Here is a 21,914-nt window from a genome sequence, read left to right as displayed (position 1 = left end):
GGACATAGGAACCGGAGCTGATACCTTCAACAAAAGCCCTCCGTATCGATAGATACGAAGGGCGGAAAAGCGTTTCACGTGAAATATCAGGCAGAAAGCGTCTTGAACTCGGCAAGGATCGCCTGGCCCATTTCGACAGTTCCAACCTTCTTGGCGCCTTCGGCCATGATGTCGGCCGTGCGGATACCCTTGTCGAGAACGTTGGCGATCGCCTTCTCAAGATTGTCGGCTTCCTTCACGAGGTTGAAGGAATAACGCAGGCACATGGCGAAGGAGGCGATCATCGCAATCGGGTTGGCGATGCCCTTGCCGGCGATGTCGGGAGCGGAGCCGTGGACCGGTTCGTAGAGCGCCTTGCGTTTGCCTGTCTTGCCATCCGGCGCACCGAGAGAAGCAGACGGCAGCATGCCAAGCGAGCCGGTCAGCATCGCCGCGACGTCGGAAAGCATGTCGCCGAAGAGGTTGTCGGTGACGATGACATCGAACTGTTTGGGCTGACGTACCAGCTGCATGCCGCCGGCATCGGCCAGCATATGCTCCAGCTGGACGTCTAAATATTTTGCCTTGTGCGTCTCGGTCACGACCTGGTTCCAGAGCACGCCGGACTTCATGACGTTGCGCTTTTCCATGGAGCAGACACGGTTTTGACGGGTTCGGGCCATTTCGAAGGCGACGCCGGCGATGCGTTCGATTTCGTAAGTGTCGTAGATCTGCGTATCGATGCCGCGTTTCTGGCCGTTGCCAAGATCGACAATCTCCTTCGGCTCGCCGAAATAGACGCCGCCCGTCAGTTCGCGGATGATGAGAATGTCGAGACCTTCGACAAGTTCCGGCTTCAGGGAGGAGGCGGAGGCAAGCGCCGGATAGCAGATTGCCGGGCGCAGGTTTGCGAAGAGTTCCAGGTCCTTGCGCAGGCGCAGAAGGCCCGCTTCCGGGCGCACTTCATAAGGCACGCTGTCCCATTTCGGACCGCCGACTGCACCAAAGAGAACGGCATCTGCCGCCAGCGCCTTTTTCATGTCGTCTTCGGAGATGGCCGCGCCATGCGCATCGTAGGCACTGCCGCCGACAAGGCCTTCACCGATGACGAAGCCGGCGTTCATCGCCTCATTCATGTAAGCAATGATCTTGCGGACCTCGTCCATTGCCTCGGGACCGATGCCGTCGCCCGGCAGCAGGAAAAGATTGCGCGCTGTCATGAAACCCTCCGCGGAAAAACAAGCTGCGGCTTCTTAGACCCCGCCGGACACCATTTCAAGGAACAGAACGGCTGAATCGGTACGGTTTGCTGCCGCACGATGGTGATGTGCATCCTGGCTTGGAAGCAAAGAAAAAGCCGGGAGGAAGCCCGGCTTGATCGCATGCCGTGTTTGGGCGATTAAGCTGCCCAGGGACGCGACGCGGCGTTTGACTTTTCGAACTTGTCGATCGCAGAGGCCTTTTCCAGCGTCAGGCCGATATCGTCGAGACCGTTCAGCAGGCAGTGGCGCTTGAATTCGTCGAGGTCAAACTTGATCGAACCACCGTCCGGGCCGGTGATTTCGAGGTTTTCGAGATCAACCGTCAGGATGGCGTTGGAACCGCGCGAAGCGTCGTCCATCAGTTTGTCGAGGTCTTCCTGGCCGACCCTGATCGGGAGAATGCCGTTCTTGAAACAGTTGTTGTAGAAGATGTCCGCGAAGCTTGTGGAGATGACGCAGCGGATGCCGAAATCGAGAAGCGCCCACGGGGCATGCTCGCGCGAGGAGCCGCAGCCGAAATTGTCGCCGGCAACGAGAATCTTGGCATTCTGATAAGCCGGCTTGTTGAGCACGAAATCCGGGTTCGGCGTGCCGTCTTCGTTGTAGCGGGCTTCCGCGAAGAGGCCTTTGCCGAGGCCGGTGCGCTTGATGGTCTTCAGGTAATCCTTGGGAATGATCATGTCCGTGTCGATATTGACGACCGGGAGGGGTGCTGCAACGCCCGTGAGCTTCACGAACTTTTCCATGGAAACCTGCCTTTGTATGCCGTTTTTCAACGATTGCTCCGGCAATAGAGCAAAACGCCGTAAAAATGAAGGAGAATCTTGGGGCGCGTTTAGAGATCGATGATCGTGCCGCGGCCGTCGTTCCAGATGCGCATTTCGCGCTTTGGCTCAGCCTTGGCGCGGACGGGCGCCGGCTTCATCTTCATCGAAAGCGCGCGGCCAGCCATGAGCACGGTCAGGATAGCGCCAACGGCGAGCGTCACCGAAAAGGTGAGAGCAGCGAGCGCCACGAATACAGTGATCCCTGCCAGCATGAGGAAGATGGAGCGTATATTCTGCATGAGTTTAGACCTTTCTTCGAAAGGAATGTGGTCCTTGTTTTTTATTTCTGCAAGTCAAGCATGGCTTTTTGTTGTCTTGTCACTCTTCACAAAGCTTGGCACACATTCGTGATGAGCCAGAATTCGCCCATCCGTTCCTTCAGTTTGCACCGCTCTGTGCTGAGCGTTCCCGCAATCAATCTCCGCGCGCTCGAAAAGACCCATGCGCTCGATTGCGATGCCGTCATTTTCGATCTCGAAGATTCCGTGGCGTTGGAGAAGAAGGAGGCGGCCCGCGAAAACCTGAAAACCTTCTTTTCGGGCAAGCCGCTTACGAACAAGGAAAAGATCATCCGCATCAATGCACTTTCGTCGGGTTTCGGCCATGCCGATATGGAGCTAGTACTGGCGCTGCGGCCGGATGCGGTGCTTTTGCCGAAGGTGGACGAACCGCAGGATGTCATGGCCGTGAGCGACCTTCTTGCTGATGCGGATGCACCAGAGACCTTGCGTATCTGGGCGATGATCGAGACGCCGCGCGGTATCCTGAACGCGGCGGCAATCGCAGAGGCTGGCCGCACCCTCGGCTCGAGACTCGATTGCTTCGTCGTCGGGCTGAACGATCTGCGCAAGGAGACCGGCGTTCTGCCTCAACCGGGGCGAACCTTTCTCGTGCCGTGGTTGATGCAGGTCATCCTCGCCGTGCGCGCCTATGGTCTCGATGCGATCGATAGCGTTTTCAATGATTTTAAGGAATTAGATGCCTTCGAGGCCGAATGCGCGCATGCCCGGGCCATGGGCTACGATGGCAAAATGCTGATCCATCCGATGCAGATCGAGGCTGCCAACCGGCACTTCGCGCCCGATGAGGCTGCCATCCGGGAGGCGGAAGAAATCGTCGCCGCTTTCGCCGACCCTTCGGCCGAAGGTCTCAACGTCATCACTTTGAACGGCCGGATGATCGAGCGGCTGCATCTTGTCCAGGCGGAAAGCCTGGTCCATAAAGCCCGCCTGATTGCCGAACGCCAGACTACTGAACGAAAGCCTTTATCATGAAGCTCTATCGCCTTCTGACCGGCCAGGACGACGCCGCGTTCTGCCATCGCGTAACCGACGCGCTCAACAAGGGCTGGTCGCTTCACGGTGCACCGTCGCTGACCTACAATATCCAGACCGGCCAGGTGATTGCCGGCCAGGCGATCGTCAAGGAGGTAGAAGGCAAGGATTATCATCCGGAGATGAAGCTCTCCGAGCAATAGCTCAGCGCTCGACGGCCTCCTCGACGCTCGCTTCGATCCGCTCCATGTCGTCATCGCTCAGGCCGAAATGGTGGCCGATCTCATGGATGAGGACGTGGGTGATGATGTCTCCGAGCGTTTCATCGTTTTCCGCCCAATAATCCAAAATGGGACGCCGGTAGAGGCGGATGCGATTGGGCATCTCGCCGGTCTCGACCGTGAAGCGCTCGGAAATACCCCGGCCTTCGAAGAGGCCAAGCAGGTCGAACGGCGTTTCTAGCGCCATATCCTCGAAAACATCGTCGTCGGGAAAATCTTCGATTTCGATCGTTAGATTGTCGGTGAGCGAGCGGAATTCATCCGGCAAGTGGCTATAGGCGTCCATCGCCAGGGACTCGAATGTGCTGAGCGTTGGGGCATGGCGGTCCCGCCAATCCTCGCTCTGGTCTATGCGGGCCATGAAAATTCCCTTCCTTTGGCGCCCATATAGAACCTTTGCGGAGGATTTTCGAGTGTGGAATCAAAGGCAGGAATAAATTCATAAGAATTGGTTGTTGACTCTTTTAGAAAGCTCTGGAATCCATAAGAACATAACAGGAACAATCTGGCTTAGGAGTGAACGTCATGGCGCAGACGGCCGTGGCGCGCGAGCAGCTTTGTGCGCTCCGCGAAACCATTGCGAAACTCGAAGGCAAGCCGGCACCGGCGCTTGCGGCGGCGGCGCAAGAAGCTTTTGCGACTGGTGATGAAACCTTTTCGAGACCTGCAAACACGCCGCTGCGTCTGTCCTTTGACATTCCAATTCTCGATGAAGCGCTCGAAGGCGGTCTGCCGCTTAACGGCATTAGCGAAGTCCGGTCTCTGATGCTGCGGGATGCAGCCGGCGCCAGCGGTTTCGTGCTGGCGCTGGCGGCCTGGCTGCAGCGGCAGGAGACGGCGAATGGCATGCCGGTTTTTTGGATTGGTGACAGAATATGCACAATGGAAGCAGGGCATCCCTACGCTGTTGGCCTCAAGGATTTCGGGTTGGAGCCGGAACGCTTTCTCATGGCCTCGCCACACAAGCTGGAAGAGGCGCTGTGGCTTGCCGAAACGGCTGTGGAAAGCGGCGTCTTCCCAGCCACGATCCTGGAGGTGCGCGGCAATCCGGTCCAATTCGGTCTTACGGAAAGCCGGCGATTGAGCATGCGGGCAAGGGCTTCCGGCCGCCCACTTTTTCTGTTGCGGCAGGGCGGCGAGGAGGAGGCGAGCAGCGCCTTTTTCCGATTCTGTGCCGAACCTGCGCCAGCCAGCGCACGGCCTTTGCCGGATGGTTCGATGTTGGACGGCGGCATCGGCAATCCGGTTTTTCGTCTCATCCTGGAGAAGAGCCGCAACCCGGCTCCCCTCTCCTTTCTTCTGGAGTGGAACCCTCATGACCGCCGGTTTTTCCCCGTTAGCCAACCAGAGCGCACTCGTTCTCCAGGCGAGCAATCAGCGCATTCTGTCGCTCAGCTTTCCCCATCTTCCAACCGACAGGATCGCCCGCAAGAGGTGGGGTCTGTCCTGGCGTTCGGCCGGACGCCCTGATGCGCCGCCGATCGTCTGTTCTGGACGGCTCAACAATGCCATGCGCCTAACGGCGCTTGATGAGGTGGCGGAACGGATCAAACTGAAAAGAAACCAGGGAGTGGCCGAAGCGCGTGCCATATACCCGCTTCTGGATGTCATCGAGGAAGACCCGGCGGCCGATCGTCGGCTTCTCGAGGGCATCGCTGATTGGTGCGACCGTTATACGCCGCTGGTGGCATTCGACGACAAGGACGGGCTGTTCCTGGATATTACCGGCTGCGCCCATCTCTTTGGCGGCGAAAGGGCCATGCTCAAGGATATCCTTTCCCGGCTCTTCCATATGGGGTTCGATGTCCGCGGCGCGATCTCTTCGTCGCCGGGCCTTTCCTGGGCCGTTTCCCGATTCGGGGATGGTGGTGTCATCGAAACCGATCAAATGGAACACGTGCTGGCACCACTGCCGGTCGCAGCCCTTCGACTGGAGGAAGGGACTGTCGAGGCGCTGAAGAAGCTCGGCCTCAAATATATCGTCGACCTTCTTTCTGCCCCACGCGCACCGTTGGCCCGCCGTTTCGGCGCGAAACTTCTGCTCAGGCTCGACCAGGCGCTTGGAGTGGAAGAGGAGCCGGTTTCCCCGCGGCGGCCCGTTGCCAGTCTTTCCGCCGAACGACGCCTCATCGAGCCGATCGGTACGGAAGAAGATATTCTCGCCGTCACCGGCCAGATCGCCCAATCACTGAAAGCCTCGCTTGAGGCACGCGGCGCCGGCGGCCGTGTATTCGAACTCGTGCTGTTTCGCGTCGACGGCAGGGTCTTCAGGATTCCCGTCGGCGCCTCGCAGCCGCTCAGGGATCCGAAGCATATCGCTTCGCTTTTCTGCGAGCGTCTGCAGGCAATCCACGACGATCTCGATGCCGGCTACGGCTTTGAAATCCTGCGGCTGAATGTGCTGCGCCATGATCCCTTCAATGCGACGCAGGGGGATTTCGAAGGAGGCCGACAGAGGGAGACATCGCTTGCGGCGTTCATCGATAAAATCGCAGCCCGCCTCGGCGCGGATTGCCTGCAGAGATTTCAACTGCGCGAGAGCCATGTGCCGGAGCGGGCGGCGATTGCAATTCCCGCCATGGAAGGCCTTCAGGCACGCCGCAAGGCGGAGGAAGGAAATCCTTTTCCCTCCAGAAGTGAGCGTCCCCTGCGGCTTTTTGCCAGGCCGGAGCAAGTGGAGGCCCTACTTGCCGAAGTGCCCGACGGTCCGCCGCAGATCTTTCGCTGGCGACGCATGCAGCATCGCGTGGCAAGGAGCGAGGGACCGGAGCGGCTTGCCATGGAATGGTGGTTCGATGGCGCGGATGCCGAGGCACGCGATTATTTCCGAATAGAGGATGATGCCGGTCACCGCTTCTGGATCTATCGCGAAGGTTTTTACGGGCATGAACTCCCTCCTCGCTGGTTCATGCATGGGCTCTTTGCATGAGCACGACGCCCGCATTTTTCGAGATTGGTGCGAGAACGAACTTCTCGTTTCTTGAAGGAGCCTCCAGTCCCGAGGAGATGGTGGTGCAGGCAGCTTGCATGAAGCTCGGCGGACTCGGGATTGCTGACAAGAATTCGGTTGCCGGGGTCGTGCGGGCGCATGCTCAGGCGGAGGAGATCAGGAAAAAATTCGAGAGGAAGGAAGCCGGCCTTCTGGAAGAGGACGAGAAGCAGCAGATCATTCCCGATCCAATCCGCATCCAGCCAGGTGCGCGTCTCGTCTTTTCGGATGGAACTCCGGATGTTCTTGCCTATCCACGGAACAGGCGAGGATGGGCACATCTCTGCCGTCTTCTGAGCGACGGGAATCTAAAGCCGGAGGCGGAGAAAGGCTCCTGCATTCTCACCGAGGCGGAGATCATGGAATGGGGAGACGAGATGATGCTCGCCCTTGTTCCTGACCGGCTCGTTGTGAATGATGCCCTTGGCGAACAAGCATTTGAGAATTGCCTGCAGCGTTTTCGAAAACGCTTTCGGAAGACATTCCATATGGCGCTGGCGCCGGCCTACGACGGCCGCGACAAACAGGCTTTTGCAATCCTTTCCATGCTTGCCGCCCGCAACCGCATTCCGCTGATCGTGACCAATCAGCCTCTTTATCATCATCCTGACCGGCGGCCCCTTTCCGATATCGTGATTGCGATCCGCAAGCATGTTCCGATTGCCGAAGCCGGTTTCCTTCTGGCGCCGAATGCAGAGCGCTATCTCAAGGGAACGCGGGAAATGGTGCGTCTCTTCAAGGACTATCCCGACGCGATCGACAATACACGTGCATTCTTCTCCAGCTTGACCTTTTCGCTCAAGGAGCTGGAGCACAATTATCCGCCTGAAAACGATCCTGGCGAAACGCCGTATGAAACGCTCGAACGGTTGACTTGGGCCGGAGCTGCAAAGCGCTACCACCCGCAGCCTGTTCCGCAGAAAATCGTGACACAGATCGATTACGAACTGGATCTCATCAGGCAGAAAAACTACGCTTCCTATTTCCTGACAGTTGACAAGATCATTCAACACGCCCGCTATAAGCTCGGGGTTCTGTGCCAGGGCCGCGGATCGGCTGCGAATTCGGTCATCTGCTATTGCCTTGAAATAACGGAAGTCGATCCGAACAAGGCCACCTTGCTTTTCGATCGGTTCATCTCGATGGACCGGGATGAACCGCCAGATATCGATGTCGATTTCGAGCACGACAGGCGCGAAGAAGTCATCCAGTACATCTATAAAAGATACGGTATAGAGCATGCCGGGCTGACAGCGGGGGTGACCACCTATCGCACCCGCTCTGCTGGCCGCGAGGTCGCCAAGGCCTTCGGGCTTTCGGAAGATGTCCAATCGGCGATCAGCAGCCTCGTCTGGGGCTGGTCGGAAGACAATCTGTCGGAGCGCGATGCAAAGGCGGCCGGTCTCGACATTGGCGATCCGGTGACGAAGAACGTCCTCAGATATGCGTCCGAGCTTCTCGGCTTTCCGCGCCACCTTACCCAGCATGTCGGCGGATTTGTCATCACCCGGGACCGGCTCGACGAAGTCGTGCCCATCATGAAGACGGCGATGCCGGACCGCTACATGATCGAGTGGGACAAGGACGATCTCGACAATGTCAAGATTCTCAAGGTTGATGTTCTGGCGCTTGGGATGCTGACCTGTCTTCGCAAGGCCTTCGAACTTCTTCAGCTGCACTACGATGTGAAGAAAACGCTCGCCGATCTCGGCAACAAGGAGCATGGGGAAGAGGGCAAACCGGTTTACGAGATGATGTGCCGGGCCGATACGCTGGGCGTCTTCCAGATCGAAAGCCGGGCGCAGATGAGCATGCTGCCACGACTGAAGCCAAGGGAATTCTACGATCTCGTCATCGAGGTGGCAATCGTCCGGCCGGGACCGATACAGGGCGACATGGTGCACCCCTACCTCAAGAGACGGGAGCAGAAAACACCCATCGAATATCCCAGCAAGGAATTGAAGGCGGTGCTGGAAAGAACCCTCGGCGTTCCCCTGTTTCAGGAGCAGGCAATGCAGATTGCGATCACCGCTGCAGGCTTCAAGCCGGCCGAAGCCGATCGGCTTCGGCGCGCGATGGCGACGTTCAAGAGAACCGGCACGATCGGCAATTTCGAGAAGCGATTCATCGAAGGAATGGTTTCGAGAAACTATTCGTCTGAATTTGCGCGGCAGTGTTTCAATCAAATCAAAGGCTTCGGCGAATACGGCTTTCCGGAAAGCCATGCGGCCTCCTTCGCGTTGCTCGTCTATGCTTCATCTTGGATGAAGGCCTACTATCCCGATGTCTTCTGTGCGGCGATGCTGAACTCGCAGCCGATGGGATTTTATGCGCCGGCGCAATTGGTCCGGGATGCCAGGGAGCACGGCGTCGAAATTCGTGCGGTGGATATCAATCGTTCGGATTGGGATTGCCTCTTGGAGGATGCGCATTTCGACAAGTCAAAGATCGACTTCCGGCACAGGGACATGCACAAGATCATCCGGACGAAGAGGGCGGTTCGCCTCGGTTTCCGGCAGGTGAAGGGCCTTTCCGGCGACATGATAAAGGCGAAATTGATCGCAAATCGAGGTGCCGGCTATAGATCGATCCGCGATCTATGGCTGCGCTCGGGCCTCGAAAAATCGGATATCGAACGGCTGGCAGATGCAGATGCGTTCGGTTCCATCGGCTTGTCGCGGCGAGAGGCGCTCTGGGCGGCGCGGGCGCTGGATGTGAAAAGTGCCGCAGAGAGGCTGCCTTTGTTCGATCGGGTGTCCCATGTCGATCTCCAAGTCGAACCGAGGGTGACACTGCCCGAAATGCTGCCGGGCGAACAGGTGATCGAGGATTATCGCTATCTCTCGCTGTCACTGAAGGGGCATCCTATCTCCTTCCTGCGAGAGGATTTCCAAAGAGCAGGGATTACGCGCAATGTCGATCTTCTGGCCGTGCCGAACGGAAAGAGAGTGACGATTGCCGGGCTGGTGCTGGTACGCCAGCGCCCCGGCTCGGCCAAGGGCGTGATCTTCATGACGCTTGAGGATGAAACGGGTGTTGCCAATGCCATCGTTTGGAAAAGCGCCTTCGAGAAATACCGCTCGGTTGTCATGGGGGCGCGGCTCGTGAAAATCCATGGAAAATTGCAAAGTCAGAGCGGCGTCATTCACACTGTGGTCGAGCATATCGAAGATATGACGCCCGCTCTCGGCCTTCTGCAGAAGGAGGCGCAGCGCTTTGGTCTTTGCGAACGCGCCGACGAGGCTATGCGGCCGACGGCAGATCCGCGTGGAAAAAAGATGGCGCGTATCCTCGAAAAGGCAGCCATCGAAAGGCGAGGGATATCAACAAGCATTGAAACGAATGCTGGGGAGACCGCAAAGGTCATGCCGAAGGGGCGCAACTTTCATTGATGGTTAGCGATAGATGTTGCCCACGTCAGCGTGCCCCAGCCCTGATCCCCAGGCGCCTAGTGATTGCCCCGTCACGTAACTTTGTCGCGCGGGCACGCCGTCGTTGCGAGCGGTGCCCTCAAGCCCTTACCGCACTCACTTGGCACAGGTCCTAAAAAGTTTCTGGCAGGATATTCATTTTAATGATATTCGAATATCCATAAGGGAGATATCCAATGCCACTCTATGTCCGCGATGATGATGTGCTGGCGATGGCCGCCGAGCTGCAGAAGCTCATGAAAGCGCCGAGCAAGACGGAGGCTGTCAGGACCGCGCTACGCCATGAGATCGAGCGCACGCGCAAAAGCATGCCCATTCGCGAGCGTTTGGCAAGGGCGCGCGCAAAGGCGCAGGAGATCGGTCCCGGCGATCCGAATTTCGACATGAAGAAGTACACCGATGAAATGTGGGGCGACATGTGATCTTCATCGACGCTTCCGCGATCGTCGCCATACTCAGGCCGGAACCGGACGCAGACGATCTAATGGATCGGCTCGAGAAGGCCGGAGGCCCTTTCTTTGTCTCACCGCTCGTTCGATACGAGGCGACAATGTCTCTTGCCCGCGCTCAAGCGCAGCAGATCAAGAAGAACACCGCTCCAACTCCCGAAATGGTCGCGATCGCCCGTGAGGCAGTCGACTATTTCGTTCAGGACCTGGAGGCGCGCGAGATCGCGATATCGAGCGACATCGGCCGGATTGCGATCGATGCGGCCATGACCTACGGCAAGGCCATCAGCCACCCGGCCGACCTCAATTTCGGGGATTGCTACGCCTATGCTTGCGCCAAGGCTTATCGCCTCAAGCTTGTCTATAAGGGCGACGACTTCGCCAAAACCGATTTGGCGTAGGCCGGATAGGACACCAGTTTCGCTCGCCGCGCCTTCTACCTCGATTTTTTTCTTGACAGGCACCATCTTCTTTTGCAGAAAACACGATAGTCAGTGTCATGTTTGGAAATGAAGACGTGCTCGTCTGCAGTTGCAACTATATAACCGACAAGGAAATCCGGGAGGTCATCAACGACCTCCTCGATGAAGACTGTTGGCAGCTTATCGTGCCTGCGAAGGTCTATCATGCGATGGAAAAGCGCGGTCGTTGCTGTGGCTGTTTCCCCAACGTCGTCAACCTCATCATCCAGACCACCGAGGAATATCATGCCCGTCGCGACTCGACGGATGACGAGATATTTGATTTCATGTCCCGCCTGAAACAGTTCCATGAAGAAAACAGGAGAGCGGACATTGAAAGGCGACAAAAAGGTCATCGAGCGGCTTAACGAGGCACTTTTCCTCGAACTCGGCGCAGTCAACCAATATTGGGTTCACTACCGCCTGTTGGAAGACTGGGGCTATACCAAGCTTGCCAAGAAGGAGCGCGCCGAATCCATTGAAGAGATGCATCATGCCGACCGTCTTGTCGCGCGCATCATCTTCCTTGAGGGGCATCCAAACCTGCAGACGCTTGCTCCGCTGCGCATCGGCCAGAACGTCAGGGAAGTTCTGGAGGCCGATCTTGCCGGCGAGTATGATGCCCGCACAGCTTACAAGAAGTCGCGTGACATCTGTCATGACGCCGGTGACTATGTCTCCATGAAGCTCTTCGAGGAGCTCCTTGCCGATGAGGAAGGCCATATCGACTTCCTCGAAACGCAGCTCGACTTGCTCGAGAAGATCGGCGAAGCCAAGTATGGCCAGCTGAACGCCGATTCTGCCAACGAGGCCGAGTGACTGAACCTTCAAGGCCAACCGGCCGCAAATATGCGGCCGGTTGGCTTTCCACGTCGAGGACGCGTGTTGCGCACGGATGGAATTGCGTTCCGTCGAGCGCCGCATCCAGGTCCCCCAGCTAATTCCGGTTAATTTCTCTCAGTTCCTTGTTTTGTTGGACCTGCCGGGTCCCGTTTTGGCGTCACCCGCGACCTGACGCACGCACGAGGTCGGCCATTTCCATTGCGAGTGCCGGTGGCGCCTCGATAATGCCGGAGGGAGGGTCGGGATCTTCGATCCAAGTCTCCTCGTATTTCGCGGGAACGGTGCTCTTCCCGTCGCCGGTGGCGAACAAGGGCATTCATGGCGGTCCTCCCCCACGCCGTTGAGAACCACGGCCCCGTGCGCCTGCTTGGCCGAGGATCCAACCTTCCCACTGACCAATAACCTTGTCATCCGGGACACCGTCATCACGATAGCCATCCACCACATCGAGCATACCGAACAGGCCGACCGTTGCGTCGAAACGATCCTCGCCGGTCTTGTCTGACCCAAATCCGTCGGAAATGGCTTTGCGTATCGCCGTCCCGTCGACCTGCGGGCGTGCAGCCAGCCACCGGATGAGATGGCGGCCGATGGATTGGCGGCCTGATTGCTGTCGTTTGCTCCAGATGGGTCGGCGGGGGATGCCGAGCTGGCCATAGACGTCGCCGGGATAGGTCTCGGCGACGATGGTGACGTCAGGGTTCGCGAGGGCGTCGATCCCACCGTCGAAAGGCCAGAGGGCGATCTCAGCAAGGTTGGGGACGATGATCTCGCGCCAACCGGCTATCGCGGCCTTACCCACCTGATTGCCGCCCAATGTCCAGAAGATCATGCAGGCATTTCCCCGCTCGCCAGTGGCACGCTCGCAATGCCGAAGAAGATCGTTACCTGTCGCGACTCCCAGCGCGTCAAACAGATGCTGGCGTTGCGTGCCGCCCGGGCGCATTGGATAGAACGGCCGGTGCAACGAGATCTGGCTGCGATGCTCGGCGACCATGAACCACTCGGCAAAGGAACCCGTGCCGAAGGTCTGCAAGGCCTCGCGGAAAGAAAAAAGCCCGATCGCCCTGCCATAAGCCTCTGGCAGTCCGATTGGAAAGTCGAAGCCCACCAGCGTCGCACCATCGACTTTGGCTCGCTGCCGTAGCCGGGGCGTTAGTGTCGCCGTATCACTGACGGGCTCCGGCGCCGATATTATCCAACGGCCACCGTCGCAAACAGCGACGCACTTCCAGCGCTTCTGTCGATCGATGCTCCAGTCGCAATGTGCGACGAGGGCTACGGACATAATCCGCTCCCGGATTCGATTGACGCATTCGCTGACCGGATCGGATTTTCAGGCGTTGGTTTAACTCGCGCACGGTTCCGATCTGGAACAAAGTCTTGCGGCGTCTGCCGGTCGTATCGGTCCCACGACCCGGCGAGCAAGGCCGGAGCGACAAGATAGAGAATGGTGGCGATCACCACGACGCCAGTGAACCCGATATGCATGGCAAGCAGTACGGCGAGGATTGCGCTCAGCACCGATGCACAGCCATTGATCCCCCACGCCCAGGGAATAAACGCCTCCGAGCAGGCGCCAACGTGACCGAGGCCGAGGGGGAAGGGCATGCCCATGAAGACGGCGAGCGGCGCTATGAGGAGGAGTGCGATCGCGATCTTCGCGGCATCCGGGAGTGCCAGCAGCCGTTCGAATACCAAAGGCAGCGCGAGCAGGTAGGTGGTAGCCAGGCATGCGATCACCACGACGGCGAGTGCAATGCCGCGCACCGCTGATCCGCGTCCCACGACCGCCATCCAGCGTGCGGCTATGGCGCTACCGAGACCCGCGAAGGCAAGGAATCCCGCAAGCACGACGGCGACAGCGTAAAGCGGATGGCCGAGGAACAGCACGAAGCGCTGAATGAAGGCGATCTCGATGAAGAGGAAGGCCAGGCCCAAGGCAAGGAAATAGAGCCCGAAGCGCAGTCGATGTACTCCTCTCCCGAGCGCCTGCCGGCGAAGCCAGAGCGGCAGCAGAATCAGGACTGCGCTGAGGATCGCGGCCTGGACGAGCGTCGTCGCCAGGATCAGGTAGCCCCAGTCGAGCATCGCTGCCCCGCCTTGGGTGCGCAGCGTTAGGAGTTCGGGCAGGGCGCGCCAGCGGAAAAAGTCGAAGAAATAAGGCCGATTGTCAGTGGCCGGTGCAATATCGAACTTGTAGCGCTCGATGAAGTCGGCCCGCTCGGGGCCGAGGAGGTCGAGGGCTCCCTCGTAGAGATATTCCTGGTCGAGCTGGTTGTAGCGGTTCACGTCGGCCGACGAGATGCCAGGCGCCCAGGAGACGTCAAAGAAATTCTCGGCCGCGAAGCCGCGGATGGCTGCGACGTCTTCGCCGGTGAACGCCGACTTGGCGACGAGAAGGGTTGCGGTGTTCCAGCTGCGGATCAGCGCGAGGTGCCGGCCTGCCTCGGTCACGCCATCAGCTTCAAGCGCTGCGGTAGCGGTGGCGAACAGCTTGAGGATGTCGCGTGGCGGCACCCGCAGCCATCGCGTGATGGCGATGATACCACCCGGTCTCAGCACTGCGAGGTAATCCCGCAGCGCCTCCAGTGTGTAGGTGTAGTTCTCATGCATGGTCTGTACGCCGGCCGCGGTCGCACTGAAAGAGTCAAGGAGCGGCATCTGGATCAGGTCGTAACGCTCGCCCGTAGCCGCAGCGAAGGCGCGCGCCTCGGCCAAATGCAGATGCACGTTCGGGCGGCTAAAGATGCCGCCGGCGAAATCCGCAAAGCGATTGCGAGCAAGGTCGATCATCTGCGGGTTGAGCTCTACGGCATCCACGGTGTCGGCTCCGGCGCGCAGCGCGAGCAGCACCTGCTCGCCGCCGCCGGCACCAAGGATCAGCATTCGCGGCCGCTTAAGGATGCGGTACGGGAGCGCCGCCGTTGTCCGGTCGAGATATGCAACTGTCGCCGGATCGCCGCCATAGGCGGTGATCGTCGTAATACTGTCCCCATCGGTGAAGACGGCGAGTTGCGCGGGCGGCTCTTGGGTGTTGACGAGGCTGAGGCCCGGCGCGTACCGGAAAGGCACGGTCGGGCTCTCGACGATCGTCAGCAGTCCCAACGGGCTTGATCGCTCCTCGACCACTCGCGCGTTCGGCACTTCGAGAGCCATGCGCAGGCCCTTGTACTGCGACATGTGCGGGCCGGGGTCCGTCCAGGACGGTGGTAGCCATACCGCGATGAGCAAGGCTGCAAGCCCCAAACTGCCCAGGGCGAGCCACCGATGACGAGCCATGTCCGTCGCGGCGAGGGCAGCCGCAGCGAATCCCAGCGCTGCGACCAAGTACAGTGCTGCAGGGGGAGGGACAAGGAACAAGAGCCCGACGGTCCCCAGCGCACCGATCCCTGCGCCGACCAGGTCGAAGGCATAGACGCGCCCAATCTGGCCAGGGTCGCGGATGAAGGCAAGGCCGATACAGGTTGCACCGAAAAAGAACGGCAGAACCAGAAGAGCATAGCTGGCCGCGAGCCAACCGAGCTGCCCCGGATTCCAGATAATCTCGAGCGCGTTGAACGGAAGCCGTTCGGCACCGGCGACACTGGCAACCGCAGTAATGCCGAACAGGGCTGCCGACGCTGCGAACGCGGCGGGATAGCGCTCCACCAGGGGGCGGCGGGCGAACGCAAGGAATGTACCGCTCGCGCCGAAGCCCAGGAGCGCGATGCTTATGATCATATAGGCGAAATGATGCCACTGAATGATCGAGAAGAGCCGCATCAGTAGCACTTCGTGGGCAAGGGTCGCCGCCGATATGAGACCGACCGGCAGCACGCGACCCACTCTCATCGGGCCTGACCTCCCCTCAGCGGCACAAAGCTCACCGGCAGCAGCTGCCGGGTCGTGATGCTTCCGTCCACTCGCTTCTCGACCAGCATGAGAAACTGGGTCGCGAAGGGACCTCCGACGGGGACGACCATCCGGCCGCCCCTTGCGAGCTGTTCGACCAGTGGCGGGGGGATGTGGCTGGCAGCGGCAGTCACCACGATCCCGTCGAATGGCGCGTGCGCAGGCCAACCATAGTAACCGTCGCCTACCTTCACCTCGACATTGCCGAAGTGGAGCTCAGCGAGCCGGGCGGCTGCCCTTTCGCCCAGTTTCGGGATGATCTCAATGGAGTAAACCTTTGCCGCGAGTGGCGACAAGACGGCTGCCTGATAGCCCGAGCCAGTTCCGATCTCGAGGACAACGTCACCAGGGCCGACATTGATCAGGTCGGTCATCAGCGCGACGATGAAGGGCTGCGAGATCGTCTGACCGTATCCGATCGGCAGCGGTCGATCTCGATAGGCCGCCCCGCGCAGCTCCTCGGGCACGAAGAAGTGGCGCGGCACCTTCCCCATCGTCTTCAGCACCACCGGATCGATGCCCTGGCCCTCGACGGCTGACGGCGCTGAGCGGGCGTGCAAATTGATTGTTTCGATCATCGCCGTACGCTCTGCGAGGCGATCCTGAGCGGACGCAGATGTCGAAGCCACAGCGGCAGCGCCCGCCAGAACCGCGGCCAATAACGTTTGGCACTGGGCTAGTGGACGCATGAACTCTCTCCCGTCCAATGCAGAGAGTATAGTGGCTGCGGGGGCAAGTTTGAACAGGGTTCGCTTGGCTCTCAGCCGCTTTCCGGCTTGAGACTTCACAACAAAAGCGACCTGGCTGACGGAAAGTGGCTGCGCCTACTGGGGCCGCCGACCCTCGATGAATTGCAGAACTTTTCAGCCCCTTGAAATCAAAGATTTTCCATGTCGAACAGGATTGGAAAAGGCAGGAGGCTCGCCGGCAGCTATCCTGCTTTCCTTCAAACTTCGAAGCTTGAACAGGAAAGGCGAAAATCATCCATGTGTAAGCCCCGGCGTCTTCGGTTGTTCGGGGACCGACAAATTGGACTTGGATCGAGAGCCTGCTGCCGCCGTCAGTCCGCCGCTCGCAGGCCGGCCAAGTGGCTGAATTCCGATACGACCCGATCGTAGACGGCGCGTTTGAAAGGCACGATCAGTCCAGGCAGCTCATGCATGGATTTCCACTCCCAGGCATCAAACTCTGGCTCGTGGCCGCCGGGCGGCGGGTTGATGGCGATTTCGCTTTCATCGCCTTCGAAGCGAAAGGCGAACCAGCGTTGCGTCTGGCCGCGAAACTTTCCCTTGAGGCCGATGCCGATCAGCTGCGGCGGCAGATCATAGTTGATCCAATCTCTCGCCTCCGCGAGCAAGGTCACGGTTCTGATACCGGTTTCTTCGTAGAGTTCGCGGTATGCCGCTTCGAGCGGATCCTCGCCCTTGTCGATACCACCTTGCGGCATTTGCCACAGTTGTGGTGAGCCATCATATTCGGAATTGCCAACCGGGACACGCCGGCCTGCCCATACAAGCCCGTCGCGGTTGAGGATCATCACGCCGACGCAGGGACGGTAAGGAAGGTCTTCGGCTTTGATTGTCGCCTGATTCACGGGGTGCTCCTCAAGGATTTTTAGGATCTGCAGCAAGAGCAGCAACACCGACGATCTCAATGCCGCGCATGCCCGCCTCTTCGCTCCATTTGGATATTGCCTCAATACTCTCGTCGAAAGCCGCCGCAACACCAATTGCCTGGCCGTTGCGCTTGGCAATGCGCTCGAGCTCGTCAAGCCTCTGCAAGATAGCGTTGACATCGACCTGACCATCGAGCTGCAGGTCTGCAAAAGCATGAGGAAGCTCTGTTCCCTTCGCCACAGCTTCCGTCTTTGACTGCGCAGACGAACCGTCGTCGAGAAACAGCAATCCGCGCTTGCCGATATCGCGCATCACCGGCTCCATGGCATCGGGATTGGAGAGGAAACGCCCTCCCAGATAGTTCATGATGCCCGTATAATTGGTGATTTCGCCCATCGCGCGGTGCAGGTTTTCTATATTCCTTGCGGGCGACTTCGAGGTCAGCAGCGTCTCGGGGCCGGGATCGTTTGCCGGATAATCGAAGGGCTCCAGTGGAACCTGCAGGAGGATCTCATGGCCGCTGCGGCGCGCTTCCTGCATCCAACGCTGCAGGCTGTTGCCGCTCGCGGCGAATGCGAGGGTGACTTCCTCCGGAAGTTCCTTGATGGCGCGCTGTGTACCCGTCTGACTGAGGCCGAGACCGCTGACCACGATCGCCACACGGGTGCCGCGCGCGCCCGACCATGGACGCGCATACTGATCCATCGGGCGACGGCCATCCGGCCCGATGACGGGTAGGCGGCCAAATTGGCTGTCTTCCAGAAGGTTCTCATTCGGCATCGCTGCCATGCGCGGATCCTGGCCGACTTGCATGGCGTCTACTAGCGCCGGGCCGTTATCATCGCGTGGCCGCGGGCTGTATTTGGTCACAACCGAGCCGTCCCCGGTCACCATCCGCTCGACATTCGCACCGGAATGCGGCATCGGAGCGAGGCATGCCATTTGCGGCCTGGCTCTGCGTCGGGGAGGGCTGGACGGTATCTGTTGGTGGTGACGCCGCTGGATCTGCCACAGGGGGCTGTGTCCGCTGAAGGCCATCGTCACTGAGCATTGTGTAGAGAGAAAAGCCGCCGATGGCGATCAGGCAGAGGCTGGCGGCAATCCGGCCGATCCGCAGGATATTCGGCCGCTTTCGGCCACCCTTGCGGTTCTGGCCCAATGGTGCATGCAAATCCGTTCCCAATTTCCTCGCCCGCTCCAAAACCGGGAAACAGCAAAAAATCAGGCCGGATCAAAAACCCGGCCTGACGACCCATGATAGTTATTTGGCGGAAACCGCCTTGTCCGGATTCGGGGGAAAGGCCGGGTCGGTCTTCTTGCCGCGAAGCAGGTCGAACGCATAATTCAACTGCACGTCGTCCTTCGGATCCGGGGGAACATAGGCAACGGAACCTGAGCCTTCATCGGTCTCGCTCTGACCCTTGATATGGCCGCGCAGGCTGGATTCGCCCTCGGTTGCCATCTTGTCCTTCAGATCGTCCGGCAGCGGCTCTTCGACCTTGATGTCCGGCGTAATGCCGGTGCCCTGAATCGAGCGGCCCGACGGCGTGTAGTAAAGCGCGGTCGTCAAGCGGAGTGCGCCGTTTTCGCCAAGCGGAATGATCGTCTGGACGGAGCCCTTGCCGAAGGACCTCGTGCCGAGAACAGTCGCGCGGCGTAGATCCTGCAGGGCACCGGCGACGATTTCCGAAGCGGAGGCCGAGCCGCCGTTGACGAGCACAATCACCGGCTTGCCATCCGTGAGGTCGCCCGGGCCGGCATTGAAGCGGCGGGTCTCGTCCGGATTGCGGCCGCGGGTCGAGACCACTTCGCCGCGCTGCAGCAGAGCGTCAGAAACCTTGATTGCCTGATCGAGCAGACCGCCGGGATTGAGACGCAGATCGAGCACATAGCCCTTGAGCTTGTCGGCCGGAACCGTCGCCTTGATCTTGGCGATCGCCTTTTCGAGGTCCGGATAGGTCTTTTCGGTGAAGGAGATGACCCGGAGATAGCCGACATCATCCTCGACGCGAGACTTGACGGCCTGTACGGCGACGATGTCGCGAACGATCGTCAACTCGATCGGCTTATCCGCACCTTTGCGGATGAGTGTAAGCTTGATCGGCGTGTTGACGGCGCCGCGCATCTTTTCGACAGCTTCTTCGAGCTTCAATCCGCGGACGGACTGGCCGTCGATCTCGGAAATATAATCGCCGGCAAGAACGCCTGCCTTGGACGCGGGCGTATCGTCGATCGGCGTGATGACCTTGACGAGTTCGTCTTCCATCGTGACTTCAATGCCGAGACCGCCGAATTCACCCTTCGTCTGGGTGCTCATATCCTCGGCATCCTTGGCATTCATATAGCTCGAATGCGGATCGAGGGACGAAAGCATGCCATTGATGGCATTTTCGATCAGTTTGTCTTCTGCCGGCGGCGTGACGTACTGGGCGCGGACGCGCTCGAAGACGTCCCCAAACACGGAGAGTTCCTTGTAGGTGGATGCCCCGGCCGCTTCGGCCGGCACTCCTGCCGCATAAATTACGCTCATGGCAGTCGCACCCATCAATGCGCCGACCAGAACAAGAGAAGCCCTACGAATCATTGCGTGCCTTTCCAGTGTCTTTGGCGGACCACCACGGTCGGGAATCGACCGGTTTTCCGTCCTTTCGAAATTCAATGTAAAGCGTTGGCCGGTTGGTTTCCAGCGCCAATGCTGTTGCGCTCGCGACTCTTTTTGCACCCATCACCGCAAGCGGCTCGCCTGCGAAAACGAATTTTCCTTGGCGCGTGCTGATTATGTCCATTCCGGAGAGGACCAAGTGATATCCCTCGCCTGCATCGAGGATGATCATCTGGCCGTAGCTGCGGAAGGCGCCGGCGAAAACCACCAGTCCATCCGCTGGCGCAGTCACCACCGTATCCGGATTGGTGGCTAGCGTCATTCCCATGGCCTCGTGTCCAGTGCCGTCGGCGTCGCCGAAGTGGCGCAGAATATCGCCCGCCACGGGCAGCTCCAATTTCGCCTTCAATTCTCCGAACGGATATGCGGGCGCAATGCGGTTTTTATCGGGCACACCGCTATCGGCAAGTGCCCTGGCCTGTGCCCGCTGCTCGTCCGTAAGCAGCTTCCGGTTCTCTTCCTCGCGCCTGGCCGCTTCAGCGGCTTCGCGCACGGAGGCGATCTCCGATTCCATCGAAGCCACGAGGCCCTCGAGCGTTGTCGCTTTGCCTGCCAATTCCTCAGAGCGTTTCTTTTCGGCTTCGAGATCGGCCGCGTTGCTGCGGCTTAGCTTATCGTTTTCGGCAAGAAGCAGGTCCATGCGCCGCTCCTCTTCGATACCATTCGTCATGGTGGCGGTAAGATTTGCCTTCTCCACCACGCTCGCCGCCTGCAAGGCCGCGAGGTTGGCGAGATCTGCGGCAAGCTTATCGGTCTCCTTGCGCATGCCGGGCACGACAGCACCCAGCAGGATGGCGCTACGCACCGACGCAAGCGCATCGTCCGGTGTCACAAGGAGAGCGGGCGGCGGATTGCGGCCCATCCGCTGAAGGGCGGCGAGCACTTCGGCCAGCAGCCCGCGCCGCTCATGAAGCGAGCGGCGGATGGCGTCCTCCTTGATGCCAAGATCGGCAAGCTTCTTTTCGCTTTCGAGGATCTGTTTTTCGAGCGTCTTGCGCCGCGCGGCGGAATCGATCAGCGCCTGGCGGATGTTCGTGCTGCTTTTGTCCAGATCGGCGATGCTTTTTTGCAGCGCCATCACTCTATCTGACGAAAGATTGATCGTTTTTGACAGGGCCTCGAGCTCAGTGCGGGTCTCGTCGCGTTTTTTTTTGAGCTCGGCGGCCGGGTCCGGCAACGTCTCATCGGCCTGTTGAGATGTTCCAGCCACAGGCGCTGCGACTGGTGCATCCTGGGCGAACGCGCCCGCTCCACCAAAATCGAACTGGACGAAAATGACTGTCGCGCCGAGGCCAGCCGCGAATGCGGGCAGGATCAGTCGCGTTCGCTTGCGGGCAGTTCTCGTCATGCGTGTTCAGGGGCAACTTTCAAATCGCGCGGAGACTATGCCGATTTGCCGTCATTTGCCAGAAAGATTGGCGAACAAGGCTACACTTGGCAAAACACGGCTGCGTGACCGATCAAACGCGGTGATAGGGGTGACCGGAAAGGATAGTGACGGCACGGTAGAGCTGTTCGGCAATGAGCGTCCTCACCAACTGATGCGGCCAGGTCATCTTGCCGAGGCATAGGGTCATGTCGGCACGGTCGTAAAGCGCAGGGTCAAGGCCGTCGGCTCCGCCGATGGCAATCATCAGATCCCGTTTTCCCTGGTCGCGATAGTTGCCGAGGACCTTTGCAAAAGCTTCGCTGTCCAACGCCTTGCCGCGTTCGTCGAGGAGAATGAGAATGCTGCCTTCAGCCAGCGTCTTTTGCAGCATGGTTGCCTCTTCGCGCTTGCGCGTTTCTGCATTGGCGGCGCGACTTTCAGCAACCTCGGCAACGCGAGAGAATTCGAGACCGATCGCAGGACCAGCCTTGGCAAAACGGTCGAAATAGCGGGCCGCAAGATCCTTCTCGGGGCCGGACTTCAGCCGTCCCACCGCAAAAAGACCAACCCGCATCCA

Annotated in this window: 20 protein-coding genes and 2 pseudogenes; 9 read left to right on the top strand and 13 right to left on the bottom strand. The window is 59.4% G+C overall.

Annotation, left to right across the window (positions count from 1 at the left end; translation table 11 throughout):
* Positions 1-86 precede the first annotated feature (86 nt).
* The 3 genes from leuB to ACW4PC_RS13825 all read right to left on the bottom strand — a co-directional run bounded on the left by leuB (position 87) and on the right by ACW4PC_RS13825 (position 2,307).
* On the bottom strand, positions 87-1,199 hold the full coding sequence (gene leuB, locus ACW4PC_RS13835) for a 3-isopropylmalate dehydrogenase (protein WP_455874171.1): 1,113 nt from the start codon (positions 1,197-1,199) through the stop codon (positions 87-89).
* A gap of 179 nt (positions 1,200-1,378) precedes the next feature.
* The gene (gene leuD / locus ACW4PC_RS13830) at positions 1,379-1,987 is read right to left on the bottom strand and encodes a 3-isopropylmalate dehydratase small subunit (protein ID WP_455874170.1); all 609 of its coding nucleotides are present in this window, start codon (positions 1,985-1,987) and stop codon (positions 1,379-1,381) included.
* Positions 1,988-2,076: 89 nt separating this feature from the next.
* Entirely contained in the window at positions 2,077-2,307 is a 231-nt protein-coding gene (locus tag ACW4PC_RS13825; RefSeq protein ID WP_455874169.1) for a hypothetical protein, read from the bottom strand.
* Between the two features lie 111 nt (positions 2,308-2,418).
* Here ACW4PC_RS13825 and ACW4PC_RS13820 point away from each other — a divergent pair, with 111 nt between their 5' ends.
* Both ACW4PC_RS13820 and ACW4PC_RS13815 read left to right on the top strand, forming a co-directional pair.
* Positions 2,419-3,342 carry an HpcH/HpaI aldolase/citrate lyase family protein gene (locus ACW4PC_RS13820; protein WP_455874168.1) on the top strand — a complete coding sequence of 308 codons (924 nt, stop codon included), beginning with the start codon at positions 2,419-2,421 and terminating at the stop codon, positions 3,340-3,342.
* Positions 3,339-3,545, top strand: a complete 207-nt coding sequence (locus tag ACW4PC_RS13815) for a DUF1737 domain-containing protein (protein WP_022717565.1) — start codon at positions 3,339-3,341, stop codon at positions 3,543-3,545. Before ACW4PC_RS13820 ends, ACW4PC_RS13815 begins: the two co-directional genes overlap by 4 nt.
* A gap of 1 nt (position 3,546) precedes the next feature.
* Here the strand turns inward: ACW4PC_RS13815 and ACW4PC_RS13810 are convergent, their stop codons facing one another.
* A complete protein-coding gene (locus ACW4PC_RS13810) occupies positions 3,547-3,984 on the bottom strand; it encodes a metallopeptidase family protein (RefSeq protein WP_455874167.1) in 438 nt (145 codons plus the stop codon).
* Between the two features lie 164 nt (positions 3,985-4,148).
* On the opposite strand from ACW4PC_RS13810, the gene ACW4PC_RS13805 reads away from it, so the two are divergent.
* The 7 genes and pseudogenes from ACW4PC_RS13805 to bfr all read left to right on the top strand — a co-directional run bounded on the left by ACW4PC_RS13805 (position 4,149) and on the right by bfr (position 11,772).
* Positions 4,149-5,093 (top strand): ImuA family protein, encoded by a 945-nt coding sequence (locus ACW4PC_RS13805; RefSeq protein ID WP_455874166.1) that lies wholly within the window; start codon positions 4,149-4,151, stop codon positions 5,091-5,093.
* The gene (locus ACW4PC_RS13800; protein WP_455875008.1) at positions 5,005-6,552 is read left to right on the top strand and encodes a Y-family DNA polymerase; all 1,548 of its coding nucleotides are present in this window, start codon (positions 5,005-5,007) and stop codon (positions 6,550-6,552) included. The genes ACW4PC_RS13805 and ACW4PC_RS13800 overlap by 89 nt, the downstream gene beginning before the upstream one ends.
* Positions 6,549-10,004, top strand: a complete 3,456-nt coding sequence (locus ACW4PC_RS13795) for an error-prone DNA polymerase (RefSeq protein WP_455874165.1) — start codon at positions 6,549-6,551, stop codon at positions 10,002-10,004. Before ACW4PC_RS13800 ends, ACW4PC_RS13795 begins: the two co-directional genes overlap by 4 nt.
* Positions 10,005-10,219: 215 nt before the next feature.
* A complete protein-coding gene (locus tag ACW4PC_RS13790; protein WP_022717560.1) occupies positions 10,220-10,465 on the top strand; it encodes a type II toxin-antitoxin system VapB family antitoxin in 246 nt (81 codons plus the stop codon).
* On the top strand, positions 10,462-10,893 hold the full coding sequence (locus ACW4PC_RS13785) for a type II toxin-antitoxin system VapC family toxin (protein ID WP_455874164.1): 432 nt from the start codon (positions 10,462-10,464) through the stop codon (positions 10,891-10,893). The genes ACW4PC_RS13790 and ACW4PC_RS13785 overlap by 4 nt, the downstream gene beginning before the upstream one ends.
* A gap of 52 nt (positions 10,894-10,945) precedes the next feature.
* Positions 10,946-11,321: pseudogene (locus ACW4PC_RS13780) on the top strand ((2Fe-2S)-binding protein).
* The gene (gene bfr / locus ACW4PC_RS13775; RefSeq protein WP_074070070.1) at positions 11,287-11,772 is read left to right on the top strand and encodes a bacterioferritin; all 486 of its coding nucleotides are present in this window, start codon (positions 11,287-11,289) and stop codon (positions 11,770-11,772) included. Before ACW4PC_RS13780 ends, bfr begins: the two are co-directional and overlap by 35 nt.
* A 181-nt stretch (positions 11,773-11,953) precedes the next feature.
* Here bfr and ACW4PC_RS13770 read toward each other — a convergent pair whose 3' ends face one another.
* From ACW4PC_RS13770 to rlmH, 9 genes and pseudogenes are all read right to left on the bottom strand, one after another.
* Complete coding sequence (locus tag ACW4PC_RS13770; RefSeq protein WP_455874163.1) at positions 11,954-12,112, bottom strand: hypothetical protein; 159 nt, start codon at positions 12,110-12,112, stop codon at positions 11,954-11,956.
* On the bottom strand, positions 12,113-13,084 hold the full coding sequence (locus ACW4PC_RS13765) for a DUF429 domain-containing protein (RefSeq protein WP_455874162.1): 972 nt from the start codon (positions 13,082-13,084) through the stop codon (positions 12,113-12,115).
* A complete protein-coding gene (locus ACW4PC_RS13760; protein ID WP_455874161.1) occupies positions 13,075-15,615 on the bottom strand; it encodes a spermine/spermidine synthase domain-containing protein in 2,541 nt (846 codons plus the stop codon). The genes ACW4PC_RS13765 and ACW4PC_RS13760 overlap by 10 nt, the downstream gene beginning before the upstream one ends.
* Before the next feature lie 11 nt (positions 15,616-15,626).
* Positions 15,627-16,268 (bottom strand): protein-L-isoaspartate(D-aspartate) O-methyltransferase, encoded by a 642-nt coding sequence (locus ACW4PC_RS13755; protein ID WP_455874160.1) that lies wholly within the window; start codon positions 16,266-16,268, stop codon positions 15,627-15,629.
* A 482-nt stretch (positions 16,269-16,750) separates the two neighbouring features.
* Positions 16,751-17,284 carry an RNA pyrophosphohydrolase gene (locus tag ACW4PC_RS13750; protein ID WP_455874159.1) on the bottom strand — a complete coding sequence of 178 codons (534 nt, stop codon included), beginning with the start codon at positions 17,282-17,284 and terminating at the stop codon, positions 16,751-16,753.
* Positions 17,285-17,294: 10 nt separating this feature from the next.
* A pseudogene (locus tag ACW4PC_RS13745) lies at positions 17,295-18,489 on the bottom strand (divergent polysaccharide deacetylase family protein).
* Positions 18,490-18,567: 78 nt separating this feature from the next.
* The gene (locus tag ACW4PC_RS13740; protein ID WP_074070065.1) at positions 18,568-19,890 is read right to left on the bottom strand and encodes a S41 family peptidase; all 1,323 of its coding nucleotides are present in this window, start codon (positions 19,888-19,890) and stop codon (positions 18,568-18,570) included.
* Positions 19,880-21,286 (bottom strand): murein hydrolase activator EnvC family protein, encoded by a 1,407-nt coding sequence (locus ACW4PC_RS13735; protein WP_455875007.1) that lies wholly within the window; start codon positions 21,284-21,286, stop codon positions 19,880-19,882. The genes ACW4PC_RS13740 and ACW4PC_RS13735 overlap by 11 nt, the downstream gene beginning before the upstream one ends.
* Before the next feature lie 142 nt (positions 21,287-21,428).
* On the bottom strand, positions 21,429-21,911 hold the full coding sequence (gene rlmH, locus ACW4PC_RS13730; RefSeq protein WP_022717542.1) for a 23S rRNA (pseudouridine(1915)-N(3))-methyltransferase RlmH: 483 nt from the start codon (positions 21,909-21,911) through the stop codon (positions 21,429-21,431).
* Between the last annotated feature and the right edge of the window lie 3 nt (positions 21,912-21,914).

This window comes from Rhizobium yanglingense (assembly GCF_977109285.1).
The sequence above is the reverse complement of the archived record's forward strand: the minus strand, read 5'-3'. Positions and strand labels throughout refer to the sequence as shown.

Excerpts from the sequence above, each read along its gene's own strand:
- leuB (WP_455874171.1), bottom strand. The coding sequence starts at position 1,199 with ATGACAGCGCGCAATCTTTTCCTGCTGCCGGGCGACGGCATCGGTCCC.
- leuD (WP_455874170.1), bottom strand. The coding sequence starts at position 1,987 with ATGGAAAAGTTCGTGAAGCTCACGGGCGTTGCAGCACCCCTCCCGGTC.
- ACW4PC_RS13825 (WP_455874169.1), bottom strand. The coding sequence starts at position 2,307 with ATGCAGAATATACGCTCCATCTTCCTCATGCTGGCAGGGATCACTGTA.
- ACW4PC_RS13820 (WP_455874168.1), top strand. The coding sequence starts at position 2,419 with ATGAGCCAGAATTCGCCCATCCGTTCCTTCAGTTTGCACCGCTCTGTG.
- ACW4PC_RS13815 (WP_022717565.1), top strand. The coding sequence starts at position 3,339 with ATGAAGCTCTATCGCCTTCTGACCGGCCAGGACGACGCCGCGTTCTGC.
- ACW4PC_RS13810 (WP_455874167.1), bottom strand. The coding sequence starts at position 3,984 with ATGGCCCGCATAGACCAGAGCGAGGATTGGCGGGACCGCCATGCCCCA.
- ACW4PC_RS13805 (WP_455874166.1), top strand. The coding sequence starts at position 4,149 with ATGGCGCAGACGGCCGTGGCGCGCGAGCAGCTTTGTGCGCTCCGCGAA.
- ACW4PC_RS13795 (WP_455874165.1), top strand. The coding sequence starts at position 6,549 with ATGAGCACGACGCCCGCATTTTTCGAGATTGGTGCGAGAACGAACTTC.
- ACW4PC_RS13790 (WP_022717560.1), top strand. The coding sequence starts at position 10,220 with ATGCCACTCTATGTCCGCGATGATGATGTGCTGGCGATGGCCGCCGAG.
- ACW4PC_RS13770 (WP_455874163.1), bottom strand. The coding sequence starts at position 12,112 with ATGCCCTTGTTCGCCACCGGCGACGGGAAGAGCACCGTTCCCGCGAAA.
- ACW4PC_RS13765 (WP_455874162.1), bottom strand. The coding sequence starts at position 13,084 with ATGTCCGTAGCCCTCGTCGCACATTGCGACTGGAGCATCGATCGACAG.
- ACW4PC_RS13755 (WP_455874160.1), bottom strand. The coding sequence starts at position 16,268 with ATGATCGAAACAATCAATTTGCACGCCCGCTCAGCGCCGTCAGCCGTC.
- ACW4PC_RS13740 (WP_074070065.1), bottom strand. The coding sequence starts at position 19,890 with ATGATTCGTAGGGCTTCTCTTGTTCTGGTCGGCGCATTGATGGGTGCG.
- rlmH (WP_022717542.1), bottom strand. The coding sequence starts at position 21,911 with ATGCGGGTTGGTCTTTTTGCGGTGGGACGGCTGAAGTCCGGCCCCGAG.